The organism is Streptomyces pacificus, assembly GCF_011766325.1.
Lineage (GTDB): Bacteria > Actinomycetota > Actinomycetes > Streptomycetales > Streptomycetaceae > Streptomyces > Streptomyces pacificus.
On record NZ_BLLG01000006.1, the window covers coordinates 162,286 to 174,968 of the forward strand.

Annotated in this window: 8 protein-coding genes and 2 pseudogenes; 4 read left to right on the plus strand and 6 right to left on the minus strand. The window is 71.6% G+C overall.

The window, feature by feature from the left end; genetic code table 11:
• Positions 1 to 107: 107 nt before the first annotated feature.
• From SCWH03_RS12845 to SCWH03_RS12855, 3 genes are all read right to left on the minus strand, one after another.
• On the minus strand, positions 108 to 1,214 hold the full coding sequence (locus SCWH03_RS12845) for an AI-2E family transporter (RefSeq protein ID WP_173264313.1): 1,107 nt from the start codon (positions 1,212 to 1,214) through the stop codon (positions 108 to 110).
• Between the two features lie 215 nt (positions 1,215 to 1,429).
• Positions 1,430 to 2,389 (minus strand): pirin family protein, encoded by a 960-nt coding sequence (locus SCWH03_RS12850; RefSeq protein WP_173264314.1) that lies wholly within the window; start codon positions 2,387 to 2,389, stop codon positions 1,430 to 1,432.
• Positions 2,390 to 2,858: 469 nt separating this feature from the next.
• On the minus strand, positions 2,859 to 3,341 hold the full coding sequence (locus SCWH03_RS12855; protein WP_173264315.1) for an SseB family protein: 483 nt from the start codon (positions 3,339 to 3,341) through the stop codon (positions 2,859 to 2,861).
• Between the two features lie 330 nt (positions 3,342 to 3,671).
• On the opposite strand from SCWH03_RS12855, the gene SCWH03_RS12860 reads away from it, so the two are divergent.
• Together SCWH03_RS12860 and SCWH03_RS12865 are read left to right on the plus strand one after the other, a co-directional pair.
• Positions 3,672 to 5,498, plus strand: a complete 1,827-nt coding sequence (locus SCWH03_RS12860; protein ID WP_173264316.1) for an acyl-CoA dehydrogenase — start codon at positions 3,672 to 3,674, stop codon at positions 5,496 to 5,498.
• Positions 5,499 to 5,884: 386 nt separating this feature from the next.
• Positions 5,885 to 7,198: a M18 family aminopeptidase gene (locus SCWH03_RS12865; RefSeq protein WP_173264317.1), complete on the plus strand. Its 1,314-nt coding sequence runs from the start codon at positions 5,885 to 5,887 to the stop codon at positions 7,196 to 7,198.
• 159 nt (positions 7,199 to 7,357) lie between these two features.
• On the opposite strand, the gene SCWH03_RS12870 is transcribed toward SCWH03_RS12865, so the two are convergent.
• A complete protein-coding gene (locus SCWH03_RS12870; protein ID WP_173264318.1) occupies positions 7,358 to 9,172 on the minus strand; it encodes an NHL domain-containing thioredoxin family protein in 1,815 nt (604 codons plus the stop codon).
• Positions 9,173 to 9,612: 440 nt separating this feature from the next.
• Here SCWH03_RS12870 and tnpA point away from each other — a divergent pair.
• A pseudogene (gene tnpA, locus SCWH03_RS12875) lies at positions 9,613 to 9,897 on the plus strand (IS200/IS605 family transposase); the annotation flags it as partial.
• 111 nt (positions 9,898 to 10,008) lie between these two features.
• Here the strand turns inward: tnpA and SCWH03_RS29870 are convergent.
• A pseudogene (locus tag SCWH03_RS29870) lies at positions 10,009 to 10,161 on the minus strand (DUF6879 family protein); the annotation flags it as partial.
• 39 nt (positions 10,162 to 10,200) lie between these two features.
• Positions 10,201 to 11,004, minus strand: coding sequence for a carbon-nitrogen family hydrolase (locus SCWH03_RS12880; protein ID WP_173264319.1), 804 nt, complete (start codon positions 11,002 to 11,004; stop codon positions 10,201 to 10,203).
• A gap of 165 nt (positions 11,005 to 11,169) precedes the next feature.
• Between SCWH03_RS12880 and SCWH03_RS12885 the strand changes: the two genes are divergently transcribed.
• Complete coding sequence (locus tag SCWH03_RS12885) at positions 11,170 to 11,994, plus strand: maleylpyruvate isomerase family mycothiol-dependent enzyme (RefSeq protein WP_173264320.1); 825 nt, start codon at positions 11,170 to 11,172, stop codon at positions 11,992 to 11,994.
• Positions 11,995 to 12,683 lie beyond the last annotated feature (689 nt).

The window sequence follows — 12,683 nt, forward strand, 5'->3', positions numbered from 1 at the left end:
ATCCGGCCTGGGCCCGGGCCTGGGCCTGAGGGAGCCGCTCGCCGGCGTCTGTCTGAGGCGTGGCGGGGGCGTGGCGGGAGCGAGCGCGAGTCGATCCGGCGCGGGTTCTATGAGCCGGGGTCGGCGGACGGCTCACCGGGGCCGGTGCCGCCGGGGTTCTCGGCGGGATCGCCGACGGCGCCGTAGCGGCTGCGCAGTTCCCCGATGACACCGAACGCGGCGGCCGTCAGCGGCACGGCCAGCAGCATCCCGAGGATCCCGGCGATGCCCGCACCCGCAGTGATCGCCAGCATCACGACCGCCGGATGCATCTGGACGGTACGGCTCTGGATCACCGGCTGGAGCACATGGCCCTCCAGCGCCTGCACGGCGAGGACGACGCCGAGCGCCCAGAGCGCGATGACGAATCCCCGGTCGGCGAGCGCCACGAGCACCGCCATCGAGCCGGAGATGAACGCTCCCAGATAGGGGATGTACGCGAAGACGAAGACGAGCGCGCCGAGCCCGACCGCCCCGGGTACACGCAGCACCAGCAAGCCCACGGTGATGCAGACGGCGTCGATGAAGGCGATGAACGTGGTGCCGCGCATAAAGCCCTCGACCGCTTCGAAGGCCCGCCGCCCCATCGCCTCCGCCATGTCCCCGGTGGAGTGCGGGACCAGGGAGCGCAGGGTGGAGACCGCGCGGTCGGAGTCGCGGAGGAAGAAGAAGCTCAGCAGCAGGGCCAGAACGGCGATGGCGATCATCTCTCCGACGACGCTGATGCCGGAGATCACCTCGGAGGCGGCGGTGCCGCCGAACCTGCTGAGCAGGTCCCTGGAGTTGGTGGCCAGGTCGTCGAGCGAGGTGCCGGCGGCGCCGAAGTGCGTGGCCAGGTCGGCCGCGGCCCGCCTCAGGGAGGCGATGATCTGGTCCCCGGACCCGATCAGCGCGTTGACCACGATGTACACGGCCCCGCCGACGACCGCGACGACGGCGGCGCAGGTGATCCCTGCGGCGAGCGAACGCTGCACCTTCATCCTGATCAGGCGCCGGTGCAGCGGGCTGAGCAGCGCGGTGCCCAGCAGCGCGAGCAGCAGGGGGGTGACGGCGGTCTTGAACTCGGCGATCAGCCACAGGCCGACCGCGCCGACCCCCGCGACGAGCAGCGCGACGGCGCACCAGGCGGCGAGGCGCTGCACGGGCCGGGGGAGAAGGGTCTGCGGCGGCGGCACGGCTCCAGCCGACCACGTCCGGCCCGGCCCGTCCCGTTTGCCGGATCCGAACGGGTGACGGGCCGTCAGGGGATGGCGGGGCCGGCCGGACCGCCGAGGCCGTCGCGCCCTACCACGCCGGGCTTCGCCGGCCGCACACCTGAGGGGGGCGAGCCCCGGACCAGGGCTCACCCGCCGTGGACGGCCGGGACTCATACACCGCAGACGGACCGGGCCTATATGCCGTGGACGGCCGGGACCGTGCCGAGGCGCCCCTTCTGAAAGTCCTCGAACGCCTGCTGCAGTTCCTCTCGGGTGTTCATGACGAACGGCCCGTAGTGCGCCATCGGCTCCCGGATCGGCCGTCCGCCGAGCAGCACGATCTCCAGGTCACCCGTGCCGACGGCGTCCTGCGTGCCGTCCGCCCGCACGGTCAGCGCGCCGCCCGCGCCGAACACCGCCGCCTGGCCCAGGTGGATCGGACGGCGCTCGGCGCCGACCGACCCCCTGCCCGCCAGCACATACGCCAGACCGTTGAAGTCCTCGCGCCAGGGCAGGGTGATCTCGGCGCCCGGTGCGAGGGTCGCGTGGATCATCGTGATCGGGGTGTGGGTGATGCCGGGGCCCTGGTGGCCGTCCAGCTCGCCCGCGATGACCCGCAGCAGCGCGCCGCCGTCGGGGGAGGTGAGCAGCCGGACGTTGCCGCCGCGGATGTCCTGGTAGCGGGGGGCCATCATCTTGTCCGCCGCCGGGAGGTTCACCCAGAGCTGCAGCCCGTGGAAGAGACCGCCGCTCGTGACGAGGTCCTCCGGCGGGGCCTCGATGTGGAGCAGCCCGGAGCCCGCGGTCATCCACTGGGTGTCGCCGTTGCGGATGGTCCCGCCGCCGCCGTTGCTGTCCTGGTGGACGAAGGTCCCGTCGATCAGGTACGTGACGGTCTCGAAGCCGCGGTGCGGGTGCCAAGGGGTCCCTTTCGGCTCCCCGGGCTGATAATCCACCTCGCCCATCTGATCCATCATGATGAAGGGGTCCAGATACCGATAGCCCATCCCCGCGAACGCCCGGCGCACGGGGAAACCCTCGCCTTCGAAGCCGCTCGGCGCGGTCGTCACGGTCAGCACGGGGCGGGCAGCGGCATCGGACGGCAGGGCGACACGCGGCAGGGTCAGCGGGTTCCGGACAGTCACTGCGGGCATGGAGGCCTCCTCATGCGTCCAGTTTAGTTGAAATTCGAACTTCCTGCTACCGGGAACGCCGTTCCCGCCGAGCGCATTCCCGCCCCGCTGCGGGCGTCGGCCCGGCCCGGCCGTTGACCGGCGCCTCCCCGGAGCGCAGGCGCCGCCACGACAGGACCCCGCACGAAAACCGACCGGAGAGCGCCGAAGGGCAACGGCCGGCCCGGGTAACCGGGTAACCGGGTAACCGGGTATCCGGGTAACCGGGTATCCGGGTAACCCGGAAACCGGAGCAGCAGACCCGAAGAAGCCGAAGAAGCCGAAAGCCGCAGAGCACCCGGGAACACCGGCAGCGCCGACAGCGCCGGCAAGAGGGAGAAGGGCAGGAACGCCGAGAACGCCCGGGAGCGCGGCGCAGCCGGAGGAGAGGGGGAAGGGGGAAGGGGGAAGAAGGGGGAAGGCGGAACGGAATGCGTGAGGCCGGGGCCGGTCAGCCGTACATGCGCCGCATCGCGAAGTCGACCATCTGCTCCACGGACTTCGCGTCGAAGACCATCCGGTGCTCGCCCTCCATGTCGAGGACGAAGCCGTACCCGGTGGGCAGCAGGTCGATCACCTCGGCGCCCGTGATGACGAAGTACTTGGACTCCTTGCCCGCGTAGCGGCGCAGTTCCTTGAGCGAGCTGAACATCGGGATGACCGGCTGCTGCGTGTTATGCAGGGCGAGGAAGCCCGGGTTGTCGCCGCGCGGGCAGTACACCTTCGAGGTCGCGAAGATCTGCTGGAAGTCCTCAGCGGACAGCGACCCCGTCGTGAAGGCCCGTACCGCGTCGGCGAGGGAGGGAGGTGACGGCTCGGGGTACAGCGGCTGCTCCCCGTAGCCCGCTCCGGGCATGCCCACGCCCGACATCGGCTGCTGCGGCGGGGGGCCGTAGTGCTGCTGACCGCCGGGGGTCTGGTCGTAGCCGTACATGGGCGCAAGACTACCGAGGCTCCGCGGGGGGCGGGCCCGGCCACCGGTCGCGCCTCGGCGCCGCCGGCCCCGCCCTGCCGGGGGCGGTCGGCCGGGGGCGGTCGGCCGGGGGCGGTCGGCCGGTCCGCGCCCGGGTGTGGACCGCGGCCCCGGCGGGGGGACAGTCTGGTGCGAGCCGCCCGGCCGGCCCAGCCTCCGGATGCGGGCCGCGTCACAGATGCCGGTGGGGGGTTGCTTCTTATTACCGACGGGTAGCATCATGCGTAGCTACCTGCCGGTAGTTGCAACGAGGACCCTGCCTCCTCCCCGATCCGTTACGGAGCCGTCGCCATGGGGCACTACAAGTCGAATCTCCGCGACATCGAGTTCAACCTCTTCGAGGTCCTCGGGCGCGACAAGCTGTACGGCACGGGTCCGTTCGCGGAGATGGACGTCGAGACCGCCAAGAGCATCCTCGGCGAGATCGCCCGCCTCGCGGAGAACGACCTCGCCGAGTCCTTCGCCGACGCCGACCGCAACCCGCCGGTCTTCGACCCCGAGACCAACACCGCTCCGGTGCCGGAGAGCTTCAAGAAGAGCTACCGGGCCTTCATGGACTCCGAGTACTGGCGCCTCGGCCTCCCCGAGGCGATCGGCGGCACCATCGCACCGCGCTCCCTCGTCTGGTCCTACGCCGAGCTGCTCCTCGGCTCGAACCCGGCGATATGGATGTACTCCTCGGGCCCGGCGTTCGCCGGCATCCTCTACGAGGAGGGCAACGAGGCACAGCAGAAGATCGCCCGGATCGCGGTCGAGAAGCAGTGGGGCTCCACCATGGTCCTCACCGAGCCCGACGCGGGCTCGGACGTCGGGGCCGGCCGCGCCAAGGCGATCCCGCAGGACGACGGCTCCTGGCACATCGAGGGCGTGAAGCGCTTCATCACCTCCGGCGAGCACGACATGGAGGAGAACATCCTCCACTACGTCCTCGCCCGCCCCGAGGGCCACGGCCCCGGCACCAAGGGCCTGTCCCTCTTCCTCGTGCCCAAGTTCCACTTCGACTGGGAGACCGGTGAGCTGGGCGAGCGCAACGGCGTCTACGCCACCAACGTCGAGCACAAGATGGGCCTCAAGGCGTCCAACACGTGCGAGATCACCTTCGGCGACAAGCACCCCGCCAAGGGCTGGCTGATCGGCGACAAGCACGACGGCATCCGCCAGATGTTCATGATCATCGAGTTCGCCCGCATGATGGTCGGCACCAAGGCGATCTCGACGCTGTCGACCGGCTACCTCAACGCGCTGGAGTACGCCAAGGAGCGGGTCCAGGGTTCCGACCTGGCCGACTTCATGGACAAGACCGCACCCAAGGTCACCATCACCCACCACCCCGACGTGCGCCGCTCGCTGATGACGCAGAAGGCGTACGCGGAGGGCATGCGCGCTCTCGTCCTCTACACCGCGTCGGTGCAGGACGAGATCGCGTCCAAGGAGGCCGCGGGCGAGGACACCGCGTCCCTGCAGGGCCTGAACGACCTGCTGCTGCCGATCGTGAAGGGCTACGGGTCCGAGAAGGCGTACGAGCAGCTCGCCCAGTCGCTGCAGATCTTCGGGGGCTCCGGGTACCTGCAGGAGTACCCGATCGAGCAGTACATCCGCGACGCCAAGATCGACACCCTCTACGAGGGCACCACGGCGATCCAGGGCCAGGACTACTTCTTCCGGAAGATCGTCCGCGACCAGGGCGCCGCGCTGAACGCCCTCGCCGAGGAGATCAAGAAGTTCCTCGCGGTCGGCACCGGCGGCGAGGAACTGGCCGGCGCCCGCGACGCCCTCTCCAAGGCCGCGGTCGACCTGGAGGCGATCGTCGGCCGGATGCTCACCGACCTCACCGCCACGGGCGAGGACGTCAGGAACATCTACAAGGTCGGCCTCAACACCACCCGCCTGCTGCTCGCCTCCGGTGACGTGGTCGTCGGCTACCTGCTGCTGCGCGGCGCGGCCGTCGCCGCCGAGAAGCTGGAGACCGCCGCCGCCAAGGACAAGGCGTTCTACCAGGGCAAGATCGCCGCGGCGAAGTTCTTCGCCGCCAACATCCTGCCGGGCGTCTCGCTCGCCCGCGAGATCGCCGAGGGCGTCGACAACGAGCTGATGGACCTGGACGAGGCCGCCTTCTAGTCCCTGCCAGTCCTTTCCAGGGCCTCTACCGGCTCCTGCCAGCCCTGGCCGGCCCCTGCCGGCCCCTTCGGTCCGGCCGTGACCGACCCGGCCCGGCCCGGCCCACACACCGGCCGAAGCGAAGACCCGCTCCCGCCCGGGAGCGGGTCTTCCCGCGTACCGCGCCCCGCCACCGCGCCGTGACCGGGCACATCGGCGGACCCTCGCCGTACGCCCCGTACCGACGCGCCCCGCTGACCCGTACCACCGCGCCCCGCTGCCTCCCGCACCCGCACGCCCCGCCGCGGCCCGTACCATGCCGGCCGATACCACCGGGCACCACTACGTCCCGTTTCGTCCCAACGGGTGTTCCGGCCGCACGAGGAACCCTCGTTAAGGTGAGCACCATGAACAGCCGTGCTGCCTCCCCGTCGCCCACCCCCTTCGACCGCGGCCACACCGAGGACATGATGTCCTTCCTGGCGGCGAGCCCCACGCCGTACCACGCCGTGGCGAACGCCGCGGAGCGGCTGGACGGGGCCGGGTTCCGGCGGGTCGAGGAGACCGACGCCTGGGACGGGACCGGCGGCGGCAAGTACGTGCTCCGGGGCGGCGCCGTCATCGCCTGGTACGTGCCGGAGGGCGCAGCGGCCCACACCCCCTTCCGCATCGTCGGCGCGCACACCGACTCCCCCAACCTCCGGGTCAAGCCGGAGCCGGACACCGGCGCGTACGGCTGGCGCCAGATCGCCGTCGAGATCTACGGCGGACCGCTGCTCAACTCCTGGCTCGACCGCGACCTCGGCCTCGCCGGCCGGCTCACGCTGCGGGACGGCTCCACCCGCCTGGTGAACATCGACCGCCCGCTGCTGCGCGTGCCCCAGCTCGCGATCCACATGGACCGCGCGATCCACGAGAAGGGGCTGCAACTGGACAAGCAGAAGCACATGCAGCCCGTCTGGGGCCTCGGCGGCACCGTCAGGCAGGGCGATCTGATCTCCTTCCTGGAGGAGGAGAGCGGCCTGCCGCCCGGCGAGGTCACCGGCTGGGACCTGATGACCCACGCCGTTCAGGCCCCGGCGTTCCTCGGCCGCTACCGCGAACTCGTGGCCGGCCCGCGGATGGACAACCTGCTCTCCGTACACGCGGGGACCGCAGCCCTCGCCGCCGTCTCGGGCCGGGACGATCTGCCGTACATCCCCGTTCTCGCCGCGTTCGACCACGAGGAGAACGGCTCCCAGGCCGACACCGGTGCGGACGGCCCGCTGCTCGGATCGGTGCTGGAGCGCTCGGTGTTCGCCCGCGGCGGCAGCTACGAGGACCGCGCCCGGGCCTTCGCCGGCACCGTCTGCCTGTCCTCCGACACCGGCCACGCCGTGCACCCCAACTACGGTGAGCGCCACGATCCCACGCACCACCCCCGCCCCAACCGCGGCCCCATCCTGAAGGTCAACGTCAACCAGCGGTACGCGACGGACGGCAGCGGCCGGGCCGTGTTCGCCGCCGCCTGCGAGCGCGCGGGCGTGGAGTGGCAGACCTTCGTGTCCCACAACGCGATGCCGTGCGGCACGACGATCGGCCCCATCACCGCCGCCCGCCACGGGATCCGGACCGTCGACATCGGCGTTGCCATCCTCTCGATGCACAGCGCCCGCGAGCTCTGCGGCTCGGACGACCCGTACCTGCTGGCCAACGCGCTGGTCGCGTTCCTGGAGGGCTGACCTCGCCAGGGGCCCCATCCCGGAAGCCCCCCGGAAGCCCTGGGGAGCCGCCGCAAGCGCCGAACCCCGCCGCGGCCGCCTCCACCGCCGCGACTATCGCGGCCGTCGCGGCGAGCCGACCGGGTGGCCGGCAGGTCAAGCGGTCAAGCGGTCAAGCGGTCAAGCATCGTCGTCCATCCCCGCCAGCACCAGCGGCAGCCGGGCCACCCCGTCCCCCGTCACCCGGAGCGGAACACCCCAGTCCTGCTGGTGCACATGACACGCCGGATACGGGTTCGCCGGATCGTCGTCGCAGGACGCGGCCATCGCCGAGACGTGCAGCACGCCCTCGGTCACCGCCGGGTCCAGCTCCAGCTCCCGGGAGAGGCCGGCGCCCGCGCCCCCGCCCCCGGCCAGCAGCTCCGGCGGGGTCGACGACACCAGCAGCCTGGTCGAGGGGCCGTGACGGGTGTCGAGCTTCTGCCCCTCGGGCGCCCGGAAGACCACGTCCAGCCGCAGCGTCCCCGGCGCCACCTCGGTGGCCGCACGCTGCGTACGGTGCGCGACCCCCTCGACCCGTGCGGCCTCCTCCGGGAGCCGCAGCCTGGTCAGCCGGTGTCGCGCCGACTCCACGACCACGATCTCCTCACCGTCCAGCACCGCCCCCGACGGCTCGCGCAGATCGGTGGCGAGGGTCGTCACCTCGCCGGTCGCCGGGTCGTAGCGGCGCAGGGCGTGGTTGTACGTGTCGGACACGGCCACCGAGCCGTCGGGCAGCGCCGTGACGCCCAGCGGGTGCTGGAGCAGGGCCTGCCCGGCGTTCCCGTCCCGGTGCCCGAAGTCGAAGAGACCGGTGCCGACGGCGGTGTGCACGATCTTGCCGGTGTCGATCCACCGCAGCGCGGACGTCTCCGAGTCGGCGATCCACAACCGGTCCCCGGCCGCGGCCAGCCCGGACGGCTGCGCGAACCACGCCTCGGCAGCGGGTCCGTCCACCAGCCCCTCGTTGGTCGTGCCGGCGGCCGCCTCGACCGTGCCGGTGTCCGGGTCGTACGTCCACAGCTGGTGGACCCCCGCCATCGCGATCCACACCCTGTCCTGCCACCAGGCCACGTCCCACGGCGAGGAGAGGTCCACTTCGAGGGCCGGCCCCGACGTCGGCGCCCCCTGCCACCACTGCCGCCCCGTCCCCGCGACCCGCTCGACCGCGCCGGTCACGGGATCGACCGTGCACAGCGCGTGGTTCACCGTGTCGGCGACGACCACCTTCCCCGACGGCAGCAGCGCGAGACCCTGCGGCTCCCGGAAGGCGCCGTCGCCGATCCGCCGCACCACGCTCTCGCCGTCCGCCGCCAGCTCGACCAGCCGGTGCCGCGTCGTGTCCGAGACCAGGAAGCGCCCGGAGGGCAGCCGCAGGGCCTTCCCCGGGAAGCGCAGGTCCGTCGCGACCGGCTCCGGCGGCACATACGGCCCGTCCCCCCGCCGCAGCGTGCCCTTCGCCGCATGCTCGGCCTCCAGCTGCGCCACCAGCCGCTCGATGGCGTGCGCATGGCCCTCGCCCGCGTGCTGGGCGACGATGTACCCCTCGGGGTCGATCACCACGAGCGTGGGCCAGGCCCGCACGGCGTACTGCTTCCACGTCGCGAGCTCGGGGTCGTCGAGGACGGGGTGGTGCACCCCGTACCGCTCGACGGCGTCGACGACGGCCTGGTGCTCGGCCTCGTGCACGAACTTCGGCGAGTGGACGCCGACGACCACCGTGGTGTCGCGGTGCTTCTCCTCGAGTTCGCGCAGCTCGTCCAGGACGTGCAGGCAGTTGACGCAGCAGAACGTCCAAAAATCGAGGATCAATGTGCGACCTCGGAAGTCGGCGAGCTTCAAGTCCTTCCCGCCAGTGTTGATCCAGCCGCCCTTGCCGATCAGCTCGGGGGCACGGACACGGGCACGCTTGCGGGGTGCGGGCGCGGGGGTGGGCGCCGGGGCAGCATCGTTCATCCTTCAAGCCTGCCATCCTCCCGTGAACGCAGGATCACGGCCGCACGAAGCGGCTGATCAGGGCATACGCTCCACCACGGCGACTTCCGAGAACTCCCGGAGAAAGATCATGTGACCAGTCCGGCCGGTGTGCTGGATGCACATGTCGGTGCAGACATCCGAGTTCCCCGTCGGCTCAGAGCACGCCGCAGGCCGGACCGCTCCATCCGCCGCCACTCGACGTAGGCCCCGTCGATGTTGCGTGCCGTGGCGACCAGGTCGGCCAGTCGGTCCTGGGCATCACAGTGCAGCGCCCAGACGCCGAGATCGTCGCCGGATGGCGCAGTACGACCGGTCTCGACGCGGCTGCACTTGCTCTCATGCCGGCCGGCCCGGGAGCAAGTTCCCGCGCGGTCAGACCCCGAGTCCTTCCCGATCTCACGCAGCCGCTTGCCCAGGCCGTGTGTGAGGACTTCGAGGCCGAGCTGGTCGAGTTCAACGGCGAGAACAACCACGTCCACCTGCTCGTGAACTTCCCGCCGAAGGTCACCGTGTCCAAGCTGGTGAACTCCCTCAAAGGCGTGTCCTCCCGCAGGCTCCGCCAGGAGTTCCCCAACCTGGTCCGCCACTACTGGCGGGCACAACGACTCTGGTCCGGCTCGTACTTCGCCGGCTCCGTCGACGGCGCACCGCCCAGCATCGTGAAGGAGTACATCGAGCAGCAGAACCGGCCGCTCCGACCTTGACCGAGATGGACCGTGCGGATCCATGCACACAGCCGAGGTCAGAACAACTCTCAGATCCGCTTCACCACCGGGCTGAAGCCCGGTGCACTGCGAATAGTCCCGGTAGCGCACATACGGGGAGATCGGCTCGGAGACGATGCGCGCCCGGCGGACGTCAACCCCCCGGGCAACGGACGCGGAGACCAGCTCGACCCACCAGGGCCGGCGTTCCGCCGGGTCGAATCGGTTGCCCGAAGTCCACTCGGCGCAGTCCTGATCCAGCGCGTACCGGTCCCGGCCGTGAGGAACCCGGTCCCACGGGCGTCAGCTCCCCCGTACCGCCGGCGGCGCCAGGCCCAGGCGGCGGTCCTTGAGGGCCGGGAACTGCTCGCGGGTCGCCGCCGGCTTCTTCGGGTCGAGGACGGCCGTGAGGACCTCCTCGCCGGCGCCCGCCTCCGCCAGGACCTCGCCCCACGGGTCGACGACGACGCTGCGGCCCGCCTGCTGCACGCCCGCGTGGGTGCCGGAGGTGCCGCAGGCGAGGACGTACGCCTGGTTCTCGACCGCCCGGGCCCGCGCCAGGAGGGTCCAGTGGGCACGCCGCCGCTCCGGCCAGCCGGCGGAGACGACCAGGACGTCCGCCCCCGCGTCGGCCAGGCCGCGGAAGAGCTCAGGGAAGCGCAGGTCGTAGCAGGTGCCGAGACCGAGGGTGGCCTCGGGCAGCCGCACCGTCACCAGGTCCTCGCCGGCGGCCATCATCACGGCCTCGCCCTGGTCGAAGCCGAAGCGGTGGATCTTCCGGTAGACGCCGGCGAGGCGGCCTTCGGGAGAGAGGACCAGCGCGGTGTTGAAGAGGCGGCCGTCGGCGGCCCGCTCGACGATCGAGCCGGCGTGCAGCCAGACTCCCGCATCGGCCGCCGCCTCCGCCATGGCCCGGCGCGTGGGACCGTCCAGCGTCTCGGCCTCCGCCTCGAAGGAGTCGTAGGCGAAGGCCCCCACCGTCCAGAGTTCCGGAAGGACGACAAGGGTGGAGCCGCGCTGTTCCCGCACCAGTGCGGCCGCGCGGAGTCGGCGGGACTCCACCGGTTCGTCACGGTCTACAGCGATCTGGATGAGTGAGGCGCGCACACTACCACCGTCCTGGCATTCGAGCCGTCAACACGGGCCTACGATCGTCACACGAAAGCACTGCCGGGGTGCCCAAGGGCAGCGTACTGTTCTGTCCCGGGGGTCACCCCCAGGACCCCCGGCAGCCGCCCGCACCCAGACCGCGCACGACCGCCGAGGGGTTCCGTGACCGTCCATCCCAGTCTCCAGACCTACGCCGACGCCTGGACCCACTCCATCGAAGCCATATCCGAGCTGGTGAAACCGCTCGCGGAGGGCGAGTGGAACCGCGCGACACCGTGCCCCGCATGGTCGGTCCGCGACATCGTGTCGCACATCATCGGCATGGAGTGCGAAATGCTCGGCGATCCCCGCCCGATCCACAGCCTGCCGCGCGATCTCTACCATGTGCGCAGCGAGTTCGCCCGCTACATGGAGATGCAGGTCGATGTGCGCCGGCACCACACGGCGCCGGAGATGACCGCCGAGCTGGAGTACACGGTCATCCGGCGCAACCGGCAGCTGCGGAACGAGAACCGCGCCCCGGAGACGATGGTGCGCGCCCCGCTGGGAGCACAGCAGACACTGGAACAGGCCTATCGCATCCGGGCGTTCGACGTCTGGGTGCACGAGCAGGATCTGCGTGTCGCGCTGAACGCGCCGGGCAACCTCGACTCCCCCGGCGCGCTCGTCGCCCGCGACCAGTTCATCTCGGCCCTGCCGAAGGTCGTCGCCAAGGGCGCCGGGGCGCCACCCCACTCGGCGGTGGTCCTCGATGTGCACGGGCCGGTGGAGTTCCTGCGAACGGTGCGGGTCGGCGCGGACGGACGCGGCACCGTCGACGGCTCGCCCTCGCTTGGCCCGGCCGTGACCCTGGCCCTGGACTGGGAGACCTATATGCGGCTGGCCGCCGGCCGGGTGCGGCCCGCCGCCGTCGCCGACCGGATCAAGATCGAAGGGGACGCCGGGCTCGCGACCGCGATCCTGGAGTCGTTCGCGGTGACGCCGTAGCGGGTGGTTCCGGGCACCGCGGCCCGGTTCCGCCGCCCGGGCGCCGCGGACGGCGCACCGCATCCGGCCCGGCGCCGCGTCGCATGCCCCACGACGGGACGGCCGAGCGCCCGCACCGCGCACACCCCACCCTCCGGACGGGCCCGGCGTGCCTGAACCCGGTCCCGCGCGACCGCCCTCCCGGAACCACACGGCGCACCTCACCGCCCGGGGTTCCGCCTCGCCTGTCTCACGGCGGGACGGCCGAGGGCCGTGGAGGTTCAGCCGGTACCCTCCAACCACACTCCGCAGCGCCGGCGTACGGGAGTGTCGAGAGTGCCTGCGGGCTCTCACCCCTGCGGTACGACAGCGGAAGCCGCCGCATGGCCGAGCCTCCACCCGGTCTCCGCACCGCCATGAGCCATGCCCGTCCTCAAGCGCAGACCACGGCTCTGGCGCGGGTGGGTGAGGCCGGACTCATACCGGTGAGCGAACAGATCAGCGAACGTCCCATCCGGGAACAGCACCCGGCACTCGCGGCGCAGCACCACGCAGACCGGGTTCGGCGCCAGCCGACTGCCACCATGCGGAACCCGGGTACCGGGGAGGGCGCCTATACGAAGGAACCGGTCGTCGGGGACGGACCGGTCAGGAGGAAAGGACCGGTCAGGAGGGAAGACCGGTCCAGGAAAGAGCCGGAAGGACCGGAG

Coding starts and splice junctions, on each gene's coding strand:
- SCWH03_RS12850 (WP_173264314.1), bottom strand. CDS start 2,389: ATGCCCGCAGTGACTGTCCGGAACCCGCTGACCCTGCCGCGTGTCGCC.
- SCWH03_RS12855 (WP_173264315.1), bottom strand. CDS start 3,341: ATGTACGGCTACGACCAGACCCCCGGCGGTCAGCAGCACTACGGCCCC.
- SCWH03_RS12865 (WP_173264317.1), top strand. CDS start 5,885: ATGAACAGCCGTGCTGCCTCCCCGTCGCCCACCCCCTTCGACCGCGGC.
- SCWH03_RS12860 (WP_173264316.1), top strand. CDS start 3,672: ATGGGGCACTACAAGTCGAATCTCCGCGACATCGAGTTCAACCTCTTC.
- SCWH03_RS12870 (WP_173264318.1), bottom strand. CDS start 9,172: ATGAACGATGCTGCCCCGGCGCCCACCCCCGCGCCCGCACCCCGCAAG.